Here is a 17,621-nt window from a genome sequence, read left to right as displayed (position 1 = left end):
ATATGCGTCGATGTTGTGAAAAAGCGCGAGGGGCGCGCGCGAAAACTCCCGGCGGCTCCGGCGGCGCTCAGACCGCCCGGAACACCGGGCCCGTAATTCGTATCGCGATCGCGAAAAAGCGCGAAAAGCTCGTCATGGCGTGGCTTTTAGCGGATGGCGCGGCAGGAATAAAGCACGGATTTCAAGGCATGAAGCCGCTTTCACGGCCTACATCGTGAAATTGAAGCGATAAGTGGTCGACACGCCGAAGGTCCATTGATCGCGGTCGCCGCGTTGCTTGACGAGGCTGGAATCGGCGGCCGGTCCCATCAGGCGCGAGTATTCGGTGAAGACGCTCGCCGTCATCGGCTCGGTCACCTTCCAGGTGATCGCGCCGCCGAGGCCCGTCGATTTCACGCCGCCGCCCGGATGGTATTCGCTCAAGCCCGAAGCCGCCGCTTCCTTGGCGTTGACGCCGTAATAGGCGTCGAAATAGCCGGACGATGCGAAGGAGACGCGCGGGCCGCCGGAAATGCGGACCGTCGGCGTGACGTCATAGAAAGCGTCCGCGGCAATGTCGGCGACGAAGCCGTTATGGGCCCGGATGCCATGTCGCAATTCCGCCCGCGCCCTCACCCAGTCCAGCGGATAGAATTCGAAAAAGCCGCCCACCTCGCCGCCCCAGCGCACCGGGGCGAGACCCTCGAGCTCGTCGTCGCTGTCGCGCGAGAACAGGAACTTTCCGGTGAGGCCGGCGCGCACGCTGCCGTCGTCGATCAGCGCCAGCGAGATGTTGTCGTTGCGCGAGGTGAAGCGCGCCTCGGGGCCGACCTTGCCGAGCGAGATGATCGGCTGGGCGCTGAGCGTGTATTTCTTGCCGCCCTCGAAATTCGGCGCGACCAGGCCGGTGGCGCCGAGCGTCAGGTACCAGTCGCCGGATATCCAGCTGCCCTCGCCTGCCTGGGCGACGGGCGCGGTGAACAGACCTATGGCAACAGCCAGCGGAATCGTCCCGACAATACGCATTGTCACCCCTTACGCGAAGCGCGCCGGCAAGACCACCTGCCGGCGCCCAAGCCATGCCGTGCGTTCGGTAAAATTTGACTTAAAATCGGTCACACAGGAGCCGACAGGCGCGCTAACCGGCGCGCCGGGTGCGACGCGATGTCTCTATCAGGTCGCAAGCCGCTTCCAGTCCACCGGTAAGCGGCGTCGACGAGCCGTAGGCAAGGGCCGCAGCGTGCCATTGGGCCCGGATCGCCGGATTGCCGGCCTTCAGGATTGCCTGCCGCCAGATATCGGGGTCGTCGCGACTTGCCACTACCAGTCCCGCGCCGCTGGCTTCGACATATTTCGCATATCCGCAGGCGTCCGACGCTATGACGGGCAGGCCGTTTGCGAGAGCCTCGAGGATCACCGTGCCGGTATTTTCCAGGCGAGCCGGGTGCAGCATGAAATCGCTCGCAACCACGATCGCCGGGATATCCTCCTGGATGCCCAGCAAGGTGACCCGTTGCGACATGCCCAATCTGGCAATCAGGCCGCGAAGCCTGGTTTCCTCCTCGCTGTTTTTTCGAAGACCGGCGATCAGCCAGTGGATGTCCGGGAAAGGCTGAAGAGCCCTTGCCGCCCGGTCGAGACCCTTCACCTTCAATCGGTTGGCGATGCTCAAGGCGATGACGGCTTCGCGAGGAAGCTCGAAGCGGTCGCGGATTTCATTGCGGTCGCCGGCCAGGAGCTCCGGCCGGTAGCGTTTCGGATCGAGCGTCGGTCCGACAACATGAATGCGGGATTCCTCCGTTCGCCAGAAGTCGCGGTAAAGCGTTGCCTGGTGCTCGCTGAGCGCAATGATCTGCGCGGCCTTGCCGGGGGCAAAGATCATCGATTCGAGGTTTTGCTGGCGCATGAAGCGGGGCGAAAACGGCCGCCACCAGCCAAGCTTGGAGGCAAAATAAGGCGGGTCGCCGGCATAGTAGATATCCAGCCCCGCCATTTTGTTGAAACCGACCACGCAGTCGAAGTCTCGCCTGGCCGTCAGCAATGTCCTTCCCAGCGCATATTCGGTGCCGGGATTGGAGAGGACCCGTGCCGGATGGACTTTTATCGTCGCCGCACTGTCGACGTGGCCGATCTGGCGCGTGGTCAGGATGGTCACGCTGTGGCCGCGCCTGATCAAGCGGTCGCTGATATTGAGACAATCCCTTTGCAGGCCCCCGTTCATGAAGAGGGCCGAGATTGCGCAGCAAATTCTCATCGCATTTTCCGGAGCGCCGTCTTACCCAAGTCAGATCGACGCAGAGAGGCTCTCCGGTCGCGCCGCAGACTTCTCCATTCAAACAAACAAGGCAGGGCGGTTAAATGTCGGTCGTGTTGAAACCACGAATATGCTGTATATAGCCGGTTATCAAGAGACTTGGATGACGTCGCATTCGAGCATTTTCTCCAAGACCAGCCGGAGCGCGCGCGCTCATGAAAATTCCACGGGCCGATCGCGGCTGCCAGGCCGAACTCGACTGAAAGCTGCGTATCCGTGCCAAAAGCCCTGCGTGAGTATGACTGGCGGCAATGGCTGAGGCTGCAGCCGCTGACACATGCCATCAAGAGTGCCCGTTATCGGAAAATCGACCGCGGGTTCCTGCGCCAGCCGGTCAGGGACGGCGCCATTGCGGACATCCGCGATGCCGCCCGAGGGCGCAATGTCCTGCTGACCGCCGCCTTCGGCGATGCCCAGTGCCTGGATCTGCAGTTACGGCTGACGAACGGACTTGTTCGTCACGACCTCCACATCGTGGCCGACAACAGCATCAGCGAAGCCTCCGCGCGCGAGAACAGGCAGGTATGCGCGGCCCATGGCGCTGCCTATGTCAGGCTGCCGGCCAATCCATGGACCGTCAGAAATCCGAGCCGGTCGCACGGCGCGGCGCTCAACTGGATGTGGCACAATGTTCTGAAGCCCGCCGCGCCGGCCGCGTTCGGCTTTCTGGATCAGGATCTTTTCCCGACGCAACCATGCGATCCGTTCGAACCTCTCGAGGACGCGGCATTTTACGGCGACCTGCGCTGGGCGGGCGCCCGGTGGTATTTGTGGGCAGGCTATTGTTTCTTTCGTTTCGACGCCGTCGGCCGCGAGCCGCTCGATTTCGGGCTCGACTGGTTTGCCGGCCTCGATACCGGCGGAGCCAACTGGGAAGTGCTCTACCGGGGTGTGGACCCGAGCACGGTGCCGCAACGGCCGATAACCGCATTCGCGGCATTGCCCGGGGTTGAACTCAGGCAGGCCTACTGCGAATGGCGCGGCAGCTGGCTTCATGAAGTCGGCCTCGACGGCGACCTGTCGCTGAAGGCGAAGAAACGCGCAGCGGTTCTACGATTGCTGGAACCCGCTCTTGAGGCCTCGCCCAGGTCGGCGCGACAAGGAGGTTGACAGTCGAGACAAAGATGGAACTTTGCACCTGGGCCGCCAGTACCGAATTCGGCCAATCAACAATCATTCGGTCATGCCTCGATCCTCGCAAGGAAGGTCCATATTGCCGACAGTAAGTGTGATCATTCCGGTGAGGGACGGCGCGCGGTATCTCGGCGAAGCCTTGCAGAGCATGCTCGACCAGGACCTGGCGGATATCGAAGTCATCGTCATCGACGATGGATCTTGCGACAACAGCGCCGCGATCGCGACGTCGCTCGGCGAACGCGATGGCCGTGTCAACGTCGTCGCCAACCGCGGCACGGGGATCGTCGATGCCCTCAATATGGGGATTTCGCTCGCGCGGGCGCCTCTTGTGGCGCGCATGGATTGCGACGACGTCTCGATGCCCGACAGGTTGCGCCGGCAGGTGGCATGTTTCGACGCCGATCCCGATCTGCAGTTGCTCGGCACGGCGGGAATGCAGATCGACCGGGACGGAAAAACGCTGGGGCCGCTGGACGTTCCCGTCGGCAACGAACAGTTGCGGGACGCGCTCGCCAGGCACAATCCCATGCTTCATCCGACGGTGATGTTGCGGACCGAGGCCGTCCGGCGCGCGGGAGGCTACCGTCGCGCATTCACCTATGCCGAGGACTACGATCTGTGGCTACGGCTTTCCGAGACCGGAAAACTGGCCAACATGGATGCGCGGCTGGTCAAATTGCGCTCTCACCCGGGGCAGATATCGCGCGTGAAGGAGGATCAGCAAAAGGCCGCCGCGGCGCTCGCCAGACAGTCGGCGCAGTTGCGCCGCGTGGGCGCCGAGCCATTCGACGCGGACGGCCGGCCCGCCCAGGCTATCGGAGCCTTTCTGGCATGGCGCGCCGCCACGCGTGTCAATGTCACCAGCCAGGAAAGACGCGACGTCGAGTTGCTGTTGCGAACCGCGGGCATACCCCTGGCTATCACTTGCAAGCTGCTGTTCCTCGCGGCTGTCGGCACCCCCTCGTTCAAGACGCTGGCGCTAGGACCTCGATTGGCCTGGCGCAGGATGACCGCGCGCCCCGCAAAGGCGCGGCCCAATTGATGAGACAAAACTGATGCGGCTTGTCGTCGATCTCACGAGCATGGCGCGCTGGCTCGGCCCTCCGGTCGGCCTGGTTCGCGTGCAACGCCGCTATGCAGCAGCGGCAGCCGCGTTCAAGGCCTCCGAGGTGGCGTTCACAGTGTTCGACCCGGTCGAGCGGGTCCTCAGACATGTTTCGCCGGAAATGGCTGCGGAGATCATCGCCGGCGACATTTCTTGCGACATGAGTTTTTACCCGGACCCGGCCCGCATCAAGATGCGCTTTTACGATCGCTGGCCGAGCTGGGCGCGGCAGTCGCTTATGGCGACATTAAAAGTGCGCCGCGTCCTGATAACGGAAATCGGCGCGTTCGGCCGGCGCAATCCCGGCAGCGGTTTTCTGCATTTCCTCGAGCGGATCGAGAACCGTCTGATGAAGGGCAACGAGCGACGGCTGGTCGCTCGCGACGACGGTTCACGCGTCCGGATCGTGCCGCTGCGGACGGTGGCCGGCGAAAGGTACAGACTGGCGTCCGGCGACCATCTGCTTCTGATGAACAATGACTGGGCGCATACCGATATCGAAGTCATTTCGCGCGAGTGCCGCTCGGCCGGCGCAAAGCTGACCGTGCTGCTGAACGACATCATTCCGATCCAGTTTTCCGAATGGTACAGGCCCCATGACGTCAAGAGATTCACGGACTATGTGAATCTGGCGTTCGGGCTGGCGGACCGCTTCATCCTGACGTCGAGGCGCGTCACGGCCGATGTCGAGGAGTATGCCGCCAAGTTCGGCATCCGCCTGCCGGAGTTGCAACATGTCCCGCTCGGCTGCGACAGAGCCCGCAAATCGAAGGCTGGCGGCCGCCTGTCGGACGGACTCCAAGCGGGTCGCTTTATCCTGTTCGTTTCCACCATCGAACCGCGCAAGAACCATTCGCTGCTCATGGATGTCTGGCGGCGCCTCGTTGTGGACGGGACGGTCGCCCAAAGCGGCATGAAGCTGGTTTTCGTCGGACGCAGCGGCTGGATGGTCGATGGGATCCTGGCGAAGCTTCACAGCCATCCCGACTATGGCACGAGCCTTATCCATCTCGACAACGTCGATGACGGGACGCTGTCCCTCCTCTACCTGAACAGCGCGTTCTGCGTTTACCCGTCGCTCTATGAAGGATACGGGTTGCCGCCGGTCGAGGCGCTGGCCTACGGCAAGGCCCTTATCGCCTCGACCGGCGGCGCGATTGCCGAAGTGGTCGGACCGTTCGGGCTCTGCCTCGATCCGCTCGACATCGATGCGTGGGAGAGCGCGATGCGCCAGTGGATCACCGATCCCGTCGCCCGCGCGTCATACGAGGCAAGCGCCGGAGAGTTCGTGCCGCGAAGCTGGGAGCAGGCTGGCCGGGAAACGCTGGAGGCAACGCTTGCGCCGTTCACGGACGAAGTCCAGGCCAGGAGCGTTTCACCGCTTCACAAATAGCCGGCTAAGCACAGCAGCTCGCGCTTCGCTCCGCCGCGCTGCTCGCTGGACGCATCAGATCATCAGGATTACCCTTCCCTTCAGCCGCAAGCGGCGCGGCTCTATCCGAGGTAGAGACATCTCATGACCTTGCAAGGCGACACCCTGAAAGACGCAATTGGCCAGACGCGCGACAAATGGGGATGGTTCGTGGCGCTTGGCGTGCTGCTTTTGATCTTCGGCGGCATCGCCTTCGGCAATCTGTTCATCGCCACCGTCGCCTCGGTCTATGTCGTCGGCTGGCTGATGCTGATGGCCGGCGCCATCGAGATCATACATGCCTTCGGCGTCAAGACATGGGGACGGTTCTTCTACTGGCTGCTGAGCGGCCTGCTCTACGCGCTCCGGTTTCTTCGCCTTCGACAACCCGCTGCTCGCCTCGGCGGTGCTGACGCTGCTGCTCGCGATCGCGCTCGTCGCCTCGGGGCTGCTGAGAGCCTGGGTCGCCTTCAACCACCGGCCGGAGCAAGGTTGGGGATGGCTGCTTGCGACCGCCATCATCACCACCCTGCTCGGGCTGATGATCGCCATGGGCTGGCCGGTCAACAGCCTTTGGGTGCTGGGCATCTTCCTGGCCATCGACCTTGTCTTCCAAGGCTGGAGCTTCATTGCCATCGGCCTGGCGCTGAAGCGATAGCAGCAACGGACGATCAGAACGCGATGTCGGCGTCCAGTTGCGAGAGCGGGCGTACGCCCGCCAGCAGCGCCCTCGCCTCGGCTTCGTCGTTTTTCATCTGCGCCACCAGCGCGTCGAGGCCGTCGAATTTGAGCTCCGCGCGCAGGAAGCCGAAGAACGACACCTGGCAGGTCTCGCCATAGAGATCGCCGGAAAAATCGAAAACGTAGGTTTCGAGCAGCGGCGCGCCGTTGTCGTCGACGGTCGGGCGGCGGCCGAAGCTGGCGACGCCATCGTGAAGCGTGCCATCGGCGCGACGGAAGCGGACGGCGTAAATGCCTTCCTTCAAGGCCGCCTCCGGCGAAAGCCGCATGTTGGCGGTCGGGAAGCCGAGGGTGCGGCCAAGCTGCTGGCCGCCGATCACTTCGGCCTCGACGGTGAAGCGATAGCCGAGCAGTCCGGCTGCCTCCTCCACCTTGCCCTCGGCAAGCAGCCCCCGGATGCGGCTCGACGAGACCACCTCGGCGCCTTCGTCGCGGAAGGCGTCGACCAGCGTCACTCCGAAGCCGTGGCGTTCTCCCGCCGCCATCAGAAAAGCCGGACCGCCCTGACGGTCCTTGCCGAAATGGAAATCGAACCCGGTGACGGCGTGGCTGATGCCGAGGGTCTTCTCCAGCACGTCGGTGACGAACGCCTCGGCCGAGAGCGAGGCGAAATCGCGCGTGAACGGCTGCTCGACCAAAGCGGCGAAGCCAAGGCCGGCCAGGAGCCGCGCCTTCATCGGCGGCGGCGTCAGCACGAAGAGCGGCACCTGCGGCTGGAACACCTTACGCGGATGAGGCTCGAATGTGAGCACCAGAGCGGGCACGCCGTTGCGGCGGGCTTCAGCCAGCGCACGCTCCAGCACGGCCTGGTGGCCGCGATGGACGCCGTCGAAATTGCCGATCGCCACGACGCCGCCGCGCAGATGCGCGGGCAGCGGCGCGGCGGTGGAAAGACGTTCGAAGGCTTGCGTCATGTCGAGGCGCCCGTCATGGCCAGACTATCAACCTATTGCAGACGCGGAATGACGGCGACCGGCCGGTAGCCGTGCTTTTCGAGAAAGCCCGCCAGCCTCGCGGGATCGTCGCCGTGCTCGCGCGCGTGGATGCCGCCGGAGACATAGAGCACGTCAAAGCCATTGTCGGCCGCGCCCTTGACGTCGGTCATCATGCCGTCGCCGATGGCGAGAACCTCGCTGCGCTCGACGGCGCGGCCAAGCAGGCCTGCGACCTCCTTCATGGCGACATCGTAGATCGGCGCGAAAGGCTTGCCGGCAATCAGCGTGCGGCCGCCAAGCTGGGCATAGTCGCGCGCCAGGGCCCCGGCGCACCAGATGGTGCGCTCGCCGCGCTCGACGAGGATGTCCGGATTGGCGCAAATGAACGGCAGATCGCGGGCACGCAGCCGCTTGAGCAATACGGCATAGTCGGCGGGCTTTTCCACCTCGTCGTCATAGAGCCCGGTGCAGACAATGCCCGAGGCCTCGAATTCCTCGACGAGATCGACGTCGAGCCCGTCATAGAGCGTGAAATCGCGGTCGGGGCCGATATGGAAGATCTTCCTCGGGCCATCGGCGATCAGGTCGCGCGTGACGTCGCCGGACGTAACGACCCGGTCGAAGCCATCGGCAGGAACGCCGATGATTTTCATCTGAGCAACGACGTCGGCGCTGCGACGCGGCGAGTTGGTGATCAGCACGACAGGCACATTGGCCGCGCGCGCCTTTGCGAGTGCCGCGGCCGCGGGCGGAAAATGCCATTCGCCATTGTGCACGACGCCCCACACGTCGCACAGGATGGCGGCGTAGCGCCCCGCCAGATCGTCGAGCGAAGCAATGATGTCGGGCGAAGCCGCCATGCCGTATCCCTGATTTGATCCTGGCAGGCCGCAACAGACGGTCCGCCGCGGCCGGTCCCGCATAACCGAAGCGTTTCGTCCTGTCACGAGCTTTCCCGATCGCCGCGCACGAAGCCGCGATCTCACCCGCTCCGGAAGCACAAGGTTAACGCGCCGTCAAACAGGAGGTGCGTTCTTGATTGTTTCGCGCAAGCTGAAATTCAACAGTTTATGACCATGGTGGTAGGCCAACTACGACCATAGTCGTACGTAATCATAGGATCCTTGGCGGGGGTAAACACAATGATCCGCGATTTTTTTCACGACAGGCGGGGAAACTACGCCTTGATGACGGTCATCACCATGGTGCCGCTGATGGGCGGCGTGGCGCTGGCGGTCGACTATACCGAGCTGGTGCGGGAGCGGCAGGAGACGCTTAACGCCCTCGATGCCGCCGGCATCGCGACGGCACAGCAGATCGTCTCCGGCGCAAGTGACGATGCTGTAAAGACATACGCCAAGGATTTCTTCGAAGCCAATCTCAGACATGTGCTTCCCACCAACACGAGCCTGACGGTCACCTTACCGAATAACAATACCGGCGGCGGCACGCTGAAAATGCAGGCGACGCTTAAGTATCACCCCTATTTTCTTCCGGCAGCCGCCATGCTGCTCGGCAATACTGTCGGCGCGACCGACGTCAACGTCGTTGCGACATCCGAAATCCGGCTGAAGGACACGCTCGAAGTCGCGCTGGTGCTCGACAATTCCGGCTCGATGTCAACGCTCGGCTCCGGGACCGGCCAGAGACGTATCGATCTACTGAAGAACGCGGCCAAGCAACTAGTCGACACGCTGGCCGCGCAGGCCCAGCAGATGAAACAGGTCAGCAAACCAGTACAGTTTTCGCTGGTTCCGTTCTCCGCCTCTGTCAATATTGGCCCGGCACATGATCAGGATACGTGGATGGATCTGAACGGCATCTCGCCGATCCACCACGAGGATTTCGACTGGTCTACAATGACCGCCGCCAACGATCCCAACAAGTATGCTGAGAAGGTCGGCGGGATATGGTACAAACGCGGCGACGGCTGGGGAGACACCAAGGGTCAGGCCCTCACTCGTTTCAGCCTCTACTCCGACATGACCGTGGAGTCCGACCGCGAAACGGTGCAGCCTCCGAAGCAGTATGTCTGCGACGTGACCAAGAAGGACGGCACCTGTAGCAAAGGCCATTGGGTCACCCCGTCCCCGACATACGTCTACACCACCAGCCGCTACGCGAGTTGGCAGGGATGCGTGGAGGCCAGGCCATATCCATACAATGACGACGACACGACGCCGACGACCGCCAATCCCGCTACGCTTTTCGTGCCGATGTTCGCACCCGACGAGGCCGGCACATTGTGGCGCGACTTCAATCGCGACGGCGTCAGTGACGTCTCCAGCGCAAGCTATGGTTACAGCAACAACTGGTGGGCAGACTGGCCGTACTCGTCCAACCCGACGGCGTCGCAGCGCCAGTCCGACATGCGCAAATACTTTCTGGTGAAGCCCTATGGCTCGGCTTCGGCGAGCGCCGGCGACGGTCCGAATGCAGCCTGCACCACCAGTCCGATCACCCCGCTTAAAGATGTGACGGTGGCAGCGGAAAAGCAGGAGCTGGACGACGCCATCGACGACATGGCGCCGACCGGCAACACCAACGTGCCGGAAGGCCTCGCCTGGGGCTGGCGAACCGTGTCCAGCAATGAGCCTTTCACCGAAGGGCGACCGAATACAGAAAAGGGCAACGACAAGGTCGTTATCGTCCTGACCGACGGCGCCAATACCTATAGCGCGGTCAGCGATGCCGGCTATGCCAACAACCGGTCCACATACGCAGCTTACGGATATACTGGGCTAACCTACCCCGGCTCAGGCAGCGTCACGCGCCTGTTCATGAACACGAGCAGTGGCGTTCCGAAGACCACCTATACAGACAGCAACTATACGGCAGCGCTTGACGAGAACATGCAGACACTTTGCGCCAACGCCAAAGCTGCCGGGGTCATAGTGATGACCGTCTCGCTCGATCTGGTCGACACCAAGACCGACGAAAAGAAGGCAATGGCCGCCCTCAAGGCCTGCGCATCGGACTCGCGTTTCCGCAAGGATCCGACCGATCCGAGCAAGCCGGAGAAGCTGTTCTGGAACTCGACCGGCGCGACGCTGTCGGACGACTTCAAGGAGATCGGCAACGAGTTGTCGAACCTGCGCATCGTCAGCTGAGCGGCACGTGACCGACAGAAAATCCGCCGGCGGGAGCCGCTAAAAAATGCGCAAATTCTGGCATCAATTCTGCCGCGACCGGCGCGGCAACTATGCCATGGTGACGGCGGTCGCCATGGTGCCGCTGATGGGGGCGGTGGCAGTGGGCGTCGATTTCACCGAGCTCAACCGCGAGAAGCAGATGGTGCTGAACGCGCTGGATTCGGCCAACTTCGCCGCCGCGGTGCGGCTGTCGCAAGGTGCGACGGATGACGCGATCAGGGCCTATGCGGCCGGCTTCTTCAATTCCAACCTCAACGGTATCGACCCCGGCAACCTTGCGCTCGATGTGACGCTGCCGAGCAGCCAGACCGGCGGCGGCGTGATGAAGCTTTGCGCGACGCTCACCTATCATCCCTATTTCTATCCGGCCGCGGCTTTGCTCAATGGCGCATCCGACGGCGACGCGCACAAGCCGATCCAGATCGAGATGTGCTCGCAGGTGCGGCTGAAGAACACGCTGGAAGTGGCGATGGTGCTCGACAATTCGGGCTCCATGACGACGCCCGGCACCGGCTTGGGACAGAAGCGCATCGACCTGCTCAAGCAGGCCGCCAAGCAGCTCGTCGACACGCTGGCGCAGCAGGCAGCGCAGATCAAGCAGATCGACAAGCCGGTTCAGTTCAGCCTCGTGCCGTTCGCTGCCTCGGTCAATGTCGGGCCGGACAACGACAACGCCCCCTGGATGGACGTCTATGGACTGTCGCCGATCGCAAATGAGAATTTCGACTGGTCGACGCTGAACGCTTCCGACAAATACGCCCAGAAGATCAATGGTATCTGGTACAAGAAAGGCGCCAGCTGGAGCGACGAGGAAGACCAGGTCCTGAGCCGTTTCGAGCTCTACCAAGACATGAAGGTGGTGACCAGCCACGAGCGCGTCGTCGGCAGCGCGCGCACCGTCTGCGACACATATCGTTCGAACCACACCTGCTCGCACAGCCACACGGAATACGACTACAACGACACCTACGGCCCGTTCGCCAGCTGGCAAGGCTGTGTGGAAGTCCGACCCTACCCCTACAATGTCGACGATACGCCCGCCTCGGGGGGCCCCAACAATACCGGGATCGGCGTCGGCGACCCCGCCACGATGTTCGTGCCGATGTTCGCTCCGGACGAGCCCGGCAACCACTGGAAGGTAACGCAGAATCCCCTTGAACCGAACCCGAAGACCTATGGCGCGGCGAACAGCTGGTGGAACGACGACCCGTCGAGCAGCACGGGCAAGACCAGGCAGTCGAACATGGCCAAGTATTTTCAGCCCCGGCCCATCGATGCTCCGGCGCTGAACCCGGGCGCCGGTCCCAACTACAGCTGCACCACCACGCCGATCACGCCGCTCACCGACGTCGCCAACGCTGATGGGCTTGCGACGATCAAGGCGGCGATCGACCTGATGCAGCCCAACGGCAACACCAATGTGCCCGAGGGCATGGCCTGGGGCTGGCGCACCGTGTCGAGCGCCGCGCCTTTCACCGAGGGGAGGCCTGAAACCGAGCGCGGCAACGACAAGGTCGTCATCGTGCTCACCGACGGCGAGAACACCTATTCGACGGTAAGTTCCGACCCGGCCGGCAACAAGTCGACCTATGCCGGCTATGGCTACACCGGCGTCGGCTATAATGGCACCGCTGTCACCCGCCTGTTCGGCGGCACGTCGAGCGCGATCGGCCAGTTCAACTATTCGTCGAGCAACTATACCGCGGCGATGAACGAGCAGATGGCGAAGCTGTGCGACAACGCCAAGGCGGCCAACATCATGGTGATGACGGTGGCGCTCGACATGTCGTCCTCCGACGCCGGCGACGTCAAGGCGATGAATGCGCTGAAGGCCTGCTCGTCCGACTCCCGCTTCCGCAAGGATCCGACCGACCCCAGCAAACCGGCCAAGCTGTTCTGGAACGCGACCGGGGCAACGCTGTCCGACAATTTCAAGGAGATTGCGAACGAGTTGTCGAATTTGCGGGTGGTGGGATAGCGCAGGCGCGGAAGCTGCCAATCTCCCCCCTTGTGGGGGAGATGTCCGGCAGGACAGAGGGGGGCGCGAAGAAACGCCCACCCAGGCGTGATGCATTTTTCCCAACAACCGACATGCATAAGGTGGTTGAGAGGCCGGCGGGACAGCGCCCCCCTCTGCCTTGCCAGGCATCTCCCCCACAAGGGGGGAGATTGGCAGCCTCACCGGTTTCGCCAATTGTGAGCGCTGGCGCAAAAGCTCGCGGCCTGAAGGTCTTGCGCCCTCTCCCGAAGCGGCGCACATCTGCCGCGCTTTCCTGGAGCTATCAATGCCCGACGCCGCCAATCATCTGACCTTCGCGCTGATCTGCCTCGGCATGGTGCTCACGCCTGGACCGAACATGATCTACCTGGTCTCGCGTTCGCTGTCGCAAGGGCCGAAAGCCGGGCTGATCTCGCTGGGCGGCGTGGCGCTGGGCTTCCTGTTCTATGTGGTGTCGGCCGCTTTCGGCATCACCGCGCTGATCTTCGCCGTGCCTTACGCCTATGACGCGCTGCGCTTCGCCGGCGCGCTCTATCTTCTGTGGCTGGCCTGGCAGGCGCTCAAGCCCGGCGGACGCTCGCCCTTTCAGGTCCGCGAACTGCCGAGGGACGGGCCGCGCAAACTGTTCGTCATGGGGCTGATGACCAACCTGCTCAACCCGAAAGTGGCGGTGCTCTATCTCTCACTCTTGCCGCAGTTCATCGACCCGGCCAAGGGTCATGTGCTGTCCCAGCTTCTGGTGCTGGGCGTGACGCAGATCTCGATCAGCCTCACCGTCAACGCCATCATCGCGGTGACCGCCGGCTCGATCGCCACCTTCCTTGCCGGACGGCCGTTCTGGCTGGTCGTCCAGCGCTGGATGATGGGCACGGTGCTGACCGCGCTGGCGCTGAAGATGGCGACAGAGGCGCAGCGATAGCCAACGGCCCCTGGCGGTTGCTTTCCTACATCGGCCGGCGGACGGGCTTTATCTGCTCCGGCTCGACCACCTTGCGATAGAGGTGCCAGGTCGCGTGGCCGAGGATCGGCATGACGACGGCGAGCCCGGCAAAGAGCGGGATCGAACCGATCACCAGCAATATGGCGACCGTCAGGCCCCAGAGCGCCATTTGCAGCGGATTGGCCATCACGGCGCGGGCCGAGGTTTCGATCGCCGAGACGGCGCCGACGTCACGGTCGAGCAGCAGCGGGAAGGCAATCACGGTGGTGGCCAAAACGACAGCGGCGAAAACGAAGCCGACTGCGTTGCCGACGAGGATCAGCGTCCAGCCCTTCCCGGTCGTCAGCACGTCACGCACGAAAGCCCCGACCGAAGCGGGCGGCTCGGTGCCGAACAGGCTGGTATAGAGCGACTGCGCAGTGAACAGCCACAAAAGGAACAGCGCGAAGAGCAGGACGCCGATGACCGCGATCGACGGCAGCGCCGGCGAATGGCGCACGTCGAGCGCATGGTGCCAGCGGCTGCTCATGCCGAGCTCGCGCCGGCGGCTGATCTCATAGAGGCCGATGGCAGCGAAGGGGCCGATCAGGGCGAAGCCCGACATCAGCGGATAGACGAGCTGGATGGCACTGGAGCCGGAGGTCCACCGCGTCAGGATCAGGCCGACGATCGGATAGATCAGGCACAGGAACACGTAGTGCGAAGGCTTGGCCCAGAAATCCTCCGCGCCGAGCCGCAGCGCATCCCAAAGATCCGACGTGGTGATATGGCGCACCGTGGGCTGCACATGCATCCCTCGCGCGTCCGCCATGACATGAAAACCAGCCATAACCGTCCTCCGTATTCCGCGGGGGCGGTCACCGCCTGGATGGCCGCCCGTGGCTGCCACTTTCAAAAACGCCGCGATGATAGCCGATCTTCCGGGAATTGTCGCCGCTTCATGCGATTTTCATCACCTGCCCGGCAAAAGCCATGATCGCCGGTATCAGAGGTCGCATGACCCGCCCGGCCACCGAATCCCGCAATCTCGACAGACGCACGCTGCTCACGGCCATTGGCCTTGCGGCGCTTGGCGGCATTGCCGCCTGCGGCAGCGTCTCGCTGCCGACCGGCGAAGGCGCCGGTGTTTCGTCCTCCGCTATCACCACGTTGAGCACAATCCGCACATCGGCCGGACTGCCGGCGCTGGTTCCGGATGCGCAGCTCGAACAGGCAGCGCTCCAGCAGGCCGGCTACATGGCATCGCGCGAGCGCATGAGCCACACGACCGGCTGGGGCAAGGATTTCGCCTCGCGCATGAAGGACAATCGCGTGCGCGGCGCCGCTGGCGAGAATATCGCCGAGGGCCGCTTCGATCTTGAAAAGCTGTTCGATATCTGGATGCATTCGGACGGCCACCGCCGCAACATGCTCGACCCGGACTTCGGCCGCTTCGGGCTCGCCTATGTGCGCGACGGCCGCGACCCCAGCCTGCGCTACTGGGCGCTGGTGCTGGGCCGTTAAACCTGAAGAGCTGCCGCTTGAAGGCGCCTCCGCCACTGGCATGGAACGGTGTTACCTGACGGTCGAACGTCCTGTATAGCCCCGCGAAACGCCGCGACTGACCATCGTCGTGCCGGCTCGGCATAGCTCACAATGCGTCGTCGCAGTAATGGAAGGTGGCGAGATAGCCGGGGAGTGCGGGCATGAACTCCTGTTGATGGGTCCAAGCTCTGCACTCGGCCATGGAGGTCATGGGTTTCATCTCGGGGAGCCTGATGAGCTCGCCTTGGTTGGTCAGAAGGATTGTGACAGCGATGGCCCGGTTGTCCATCGACTTAGGGCTGGCGACAAAATAACGGCGGGGGCTGGGTCGGACCTCCTCTAAGGCAACCTGGTCGACATGATCGGGACCACAGGACCTCACAGTACGGGAATCTGTTTTTGCAGCCGTTTGCGCTGCCAAAAGAAGGGCGAGAGCGATGATGAGCTTGGTGCGGTTCATGTCGTCCTCCGCCTCATCCGGTGCTGCTGGGATCGCTTGGAGGCGACGGCCGAATGGGCTAAACTAGGAAGCGCGCCAGGAAGGTGAAATGTCCCGAACGGCCCCTGAAATTGGCCCGAAATCTGCTGAAACGGTCACGTTTCGCGGTTTTGTCTTCCTGACCAAAAGCAAAGAATTCCGAACCGTCGAAGGCAAAGCGGTCAGTCTTCGCAGCCAGTCCGCCGAGGTGCTCTCTGTGCTCGCGGCGCGACCGGGCGAAATCGTGTCCAAGGATGCGCTGATGCAGGCGGTTTGGCCCGATACCTTCGTGACCGACGACAGTCTCACGCAATGCATTGCCGATATTCGCCGCGCGTTGGCGGACGACGCGCACGTGATCGTGGAAACCGTCCCAAGGAGAGGCTACCGACTAAACGCCGATCGGTCGGACGCGGACCCAAACGCCGCAGCCGGCATGGAACCTGCCAAGACGCGATTTTCGCAGCGCGGCTTCATTCTTGCTGCAATCGTTCTCGTTGCGGCAGCGATCGGCGCATACTATGGCGCGGAAATACGGCGAGCCGCTCCAATTCGTTCGAGCGACATGCCGAGGATCGCGGTCCTTCCCTTCGATGACATGAGCACAGGCGCCGATAAGGGATATCTCAGCGATGCCGTCGCCGAAGGGATTATCACCGAGCTATCACGGAGCAAGACTTATGCCGTCATCGCGCGGAACTCGAGCTTCAAGTACCGCGGCAAGCCCACCGACGCCCGGCAAATTGGAGATGACCTCGGCGTCGACTACCTGCTCGAAGGCAGCCAGCAGAAGGCTGGAGACCGGCTGAAGGTGAGCGCCCAGTTGCTGAACGCGCACGACGGATCTCATGTCTGGGCCAATTCCTACGATCGCGAAATCGGCGATCTTTTCGTCATCCAGGAGGACATCATCCGCACGCTGGCGGACCGTGTCGGGCACAGGATCGAGCGCCCCTGGCCGCAGAGCGGCGCCGCCCGGGTCAGCGCGCTCCACTATTACCTGATGGGGCTTGCCGAGATACAAAAGGATTTCTCCGCCACGGGGTTCGAGTTGCAACGGCAATTCAACCTCAAGGCGATCGAAGCGGATCCGAGCTCGCAGTTCGGCTATATCGGGCTGGCACACTCCTATCGCTTCGATGCGATGTTCGGGTGGCACGAGCAAGAACGCAGCCGTGACGAGGCCTTAAAGCTTGCCGCCGAATACGCCGACAAGCCATCCTGCTCGCTCCGGACGATGCCGAGTCGTACTGGGCGCGCGCCAGCGCGCATGCTCAAGCCGGCGAGGTCGAGCAGGCCCTCGCGCGGTTTGACCAGGCGATCGCCCTGAACCCCAGCAACTCGGAAATTCTCGTCGCCAGTACGGATCCGCTGGTCTGGGTTGGCCGTACAGACGAAGCGATCGATCGGATCAAGCAGGCAATGGGCATCGATCCTTTTTACCCTGACTGGTTCAACTGGCAGATGGGCTGGGCGCTCTATGAAAAGAACGATTGCGGGGCCGCGCTGACGGCGATGCGGAAAATGTCCAAGATCCCGATCGGCGCACAGCGAACGCTTGCGGCGATCTTCGCCTGCCTAAAGCACGTCGCCCTTTAAAGGATTCGGGATTCCCTGAATGACGGTTTGATGATTCATTGCGGCGGAAGGGAGAACCGTGATGGGCAAGCCGTTACCGATGGCGTTGCGTAAGCGTGTTGCGGCGTTTGTGGATGAGGGCAACAGCAACCGTGAGGCGTCGCGTCATTTCCGGGTTTCGCCGAAGTTCGTGAACGATCTGATGAAGCTGCGCGCCGAGCGGGGCTCGCTTGAGCCGCGCCGGCAAGGCCATGGCACTGGCGGCGGCAAGTTGGCCGCTCACGCCGACTTCGTGCGCCAGCGGATGGCCGAGAATGGCGATCTGACG

The 17,621-nt window shown here is 62.9% G+C and carries 16 protein-coding genes and 1 pseudogene; 11 read left to right on the top strand and 6 right to left on the bottom strand.

What is annotated here, in order from left to right; translation table 11 throughout:
- Positions 1-207: 207 nt before the first annotated feature.
- Positions 208-1,005 carry a MipA/OmpV family protein gene (locus F3H96_RS29335; protein WP_149805131.1) on the bottom strand — a complete coding sequence of 266 codons (798 nt, stop codon included), beginning with the start codon at positions 1,003-1,005 and terminating at the stop codon, positions 208-210.
- 112 nt (positions 1,006-1,117) lie between these two features.
- Entirely contained in the window at positions 1,118-2,200 is a 1,083-nt protein-coding gene (locus F3H96_RS29330) for a glycosyltransferase family 4 protein (RefSeq protein WP_188131588.1), read from the bottom strand.
- A 309-nt stretch (positions 2,201-2,509) separates the two neighbouring features.
- On the opposite strand from F3H96_RS29330, the gene F3H96_RS29325 reads away from it, so the two are divergent.
- The 4 genes and pseudogenes from F3H96_RS29325 (at position 2,510) to F3H96_RS29310 (ending at position 6,604) form a co-directional block, all read left to right on the top strand.
- Complete coding sequence (locus tag F3H96_RS29325; protein WP_149805129.1) at positions 2,510-3,403, top strand: hypothetical protein; 894 nt, start codon at positions 2,510-2,512, stop codon at positions 3,401-3,403.
- Between the two features lie 118 nt (positions 3,404-3,521).
- Positions 3,522-4,472 carry a glycosyltransferase gene (locus tag F3H96_RS29320; protein ID WP_188131587.1) on the top strand — a complete coding sequence of 317 codons (951 nt, stop codon included), beginning with the start codon at positions 3,522-3,524 and terminating at the stop codon, positions 4,470-4,472.
- Between the two features lie 13 nt (positions 4,473-4,485).
- Positions 4,486-5,928 (top strand): glycosyltransferase family 1 protein, encoded by a 1,443-nt coding sequence (locus tag F3H96_RS29315; protein ID WP_149805127.1) that lies wholly within the window; start codon positions 4,486-4,488, stop codon positions 5,926-5,928.
- A 123-nt stretch (positions 5,929-6,051) separates the two neighbouring features.
- A pseudogene (locus F3H96_RS29310) lies at positions 6,052-6,604 on the top strand (HdeD family acid-resistance protein).
- 13 nt (positions 6,605-6,617) lie between these two features.
- Here the strand turns inward: F3H96_RS29310 and F3H96_RS29305 are convergent.
- Together F3H96_RS29305 and F3H96_RS29300 are read right to left on the bottom strand one after the other, a co-directional pair.
- Positions 6,618-7,601, bottom strand: a complete 984-nt coding sequence (locus tag F3H96_RS29305) for a bifunctional riboflavin kinase/FAD synthetase (protein WP_149805126.1) — start codon at positions 7,599-7,601, stop codon at positions 6,618-6,620.
- Positions 7,602-7,633: 32 nt separating this feature from the next.
- The gene (locus tag F3H96_RS29300; RefSeq protein ID WP_149805125.1) at positions 7,634-8,482 is read right to left on the bottom strand and encodes a TIGR01459 family HAD-type hydrolase; all 849 of its coding nucleotides are present in this window, start codon (positions 8,480-8,482) and stop codon (positions 7,634-7,636) included.
- A 282-nt stretch (positions 8,483-8,764) separates the two neighbouring features.
- Between F3H96_RS29300 and F3H96_RS29295 the strand changes: the two genes are divergently transcribed.
- From F3H96_RS29295 to F3H96_RS29285, 3 genes are all read left to right on the top strand, one after another.
- Positions 8,765-10,732 (top strand): TadE/TadG family type IV pilus assembly protein, encoded by a 1,968-nt coding sequence (locus F3H96_RS29295; protein ID WP_149805124.1) that lies wholly within the window; start codon positions 8,765-8,767, stop codon positions 10,730-10,732.
- A 46-nt stretch (positions 10,733-10,778) separates the two neighbouring features.
- Entirely contained in the window at positions 10,779-12,752 is a 1,974-nt protein-coding gene (locus F3H96_RS29290) for a pilus assembly protein (RefSeq protein WP_149805123.1), read from the top strand.
- A 307-nt stretch (positions 12,753-13,059) separates the two neighbouring features.
- Positions 13,060-13,692, top strand: a complete 633-nt coding sequence (locus F3H96_RS29285) for a LysE family translocator (RefSeq protein WP_149805122.1) — start codon at positions 13,060-13,062, stop codon at positions 13,690-13,692.
- Positions 13,693-13,717: 25 nt separating this feature from the next.
- Here F3H96_RS29285 and F3H96_RS29280 read toward each other — a convergent pair whose 3' ends face one another.
- The gene (locus F3H96_RS29280; protein ID WP_149805121.1) at positions 13,718-14,542 is read right to left on the bottom strand and encodes a DUF2189 domain-containing protein; all 825 of its coding nucleotides are present in this window, start codon (positions 14,540-14,542) and stop codon (positions 13,718-13,720) included.
- Between the two features lie 167 nt (positions 14,543-14,709).
- Here F3H96_RS29280 and F3H96_RS29275 point away from each other — a divergent pair, with 167 nt between their 5' ends.
- Entirely contained in the window at positions 14,710-15,216 is a 507-nt protein-coding gene (locus tag F3H96_RS29275) for a CAP domain-containing protein (protein WP_149805120.1), read from the top strand.
- A gap of 127 nt (positions 15,217-15,343) precedes the next feature.
- On the opposite strand, the gene F3H96_RS29270 is transcribed toward F3H96_RS29275, so the two are convergent.
- Positions 15,344-15,697, bottom strand: coding sequence for a hypothetical protein (locus F3H96_RS29270; protein WP_149805119.1), 354 nt, complete (start codon positions 15,695-15,697; stop codon positions 15,344-15,346).
- An 88-nt stretch (positions 15,698-15,785) separates the two neighbouring features.
- On the opposite strand from F3H96_RS29270, the gene F3H96_RS29265 reads away from it, so the two are divergent.
- The 3 genes from F3H96_RS29265 to F3H96_RS29255 form a co-directional block, all read left to right on the top strand.
- Complete coding sequence (locus F3H96_RS29265; protein WP_149805118.1) at positions 15,786-17,045, top strand: winged helix-turn-helix domain-containing protein; 1,260 nt, start codon at positions 15,786-15,788, stop codon at positions 17,043-17,045.
- Positions 17,046-17,137: 92 nt separating this feature from the next.
- Positions 17,138-17,314 carry a hypothetical protein gene (locus F3H96_RS30800; protein ID WP_188131586.1) on the top strand — a complete coding sequence of 59 codons (177 nt, stop codon included), beginning with the start codon at positions 17,138-17,140 and terminating at the stop codon, positions 17,312-17,314.
- A 61-nt stretch (positions 17,315-17,375) separates the two neighbouring features.
- A partial coding sequence (locus tag F3H96_RS29255; protein WP_149802358.1) for a hypothetical protein occupies positions 17,376-17,621 on the top strand: 246 nt, incomplete at its 3' end.

The sequence above is a fragment of the Mesorhizobium sp. NFR06 genome (assembly GCF_900115245.1).
In the GTDB taxonomy this organism is placed as follows: Bacteria; Pseudomonadota; Alphaproteobacteria; order Rhizobiales; family Rhizobiaceae; genus Mesorhizobium.
The sequence above is the reverse complement of the archived record's forward strand: the minus strand, read 5'-3'. Positions and strand labels throughout refer to the sequence as shown.

Excerpts from the sequence above, each read along its gene's own strand:
- F3H96_RS29275 (WP_149805120.1), top strand. The coding sequence starts at position 14,710 with ATGACCCGCCCGGCCACCGAATCCCGCAATCTCGACAGACGCACGCTG.
- F3H96_RS29315 (WP_149805127.1), top strand. The coding sequence starts at position 4,486 with ATGCGGCTTGTCGTCGATCTCACGAGCATGGCGCGCTGGCTCGGCCCT.
- F3H96_RS29290 (WP_149805123.1), top strand. The coding sequence starts at position 10,779 with ATGCGCAAATTCTGGCATCAATTCTGCCGCGACCGGCGCGGCAACTAT.
- F3H96_RS29330 (WP_188131588.1), bottom strand. The coding sequence starts at position 2,200 with ATGAACGGGGGCCTGCAAAGGGATTGTCTCAATATCAGCGACCGCTTG.
- F3H96_RS29270 (WP_149805119.1), bottom strand. The coding sequence starts at position 15,697 with ATGAACCGCACCAAGCTCATCATCGCTCTCGCCCTTCTTTTGGCAGCG.
- F3H96_RS29265 (WP_149805118.1), top strand. The coding sequence starts at position 15,786 with ATGTCCCGAACGGCCCCTGAAATTGGCCCGAAATCTGCTGAAACGGTC.
- F3H96_RS29295 (WP_149805124.1), top strand. The coding sequence starts at position 8,765 with ATGATCCGCGATTTTTTTCACGACAGGCGGGGAAACTACGCCTTGATG.
- F3H96_RS29285 (WP_149805122.1), top strand. The coding sequence starts at position 13,060 with ATGCCCGACGCCGCCAATCATCTGACCTTCGCGCTGATCTGCCTCGGC.
- F3H96_RS29335 (WP_149805131.1), bottom strand. The coding sequence starts at position 1,005 with ATGCGTATTGTCGGGACGATTCCGCTGGCTGTTGCCATAGGTCTGTTC.
- F3H96_RS29305 (WP_149805126.1), bottom strand. The coding sequence starts at position 7,601 with ATGACGCAAGCCTTCGAACGTCTTTCCACCGCCGCGCCGCTGCCCGCG.
- F3H96_RS29300 (WP_149805125.1), bottom strand. The coding sequence starts at position 8,482 with ATGGCGGCTTCGCCCGACATCATTGCTTCGCTCGACGATCTGGCGGGG.
- F3H96_RS29280 (WP_149805121.1), bottom strand. The coding sequence starts at position 14,542 with ATGGCTGGTTTTCATGTCATGGCGGACGCGCGAGGGATGCATGTGCAG.
- F3H96_RS30800 (WP_188131586.1), top strand. The coding sequence starts at position 17,138 with ATGGGCATCGATCCTTTTTACCCTGACTGGTTCAACTGGCAGATGGGC.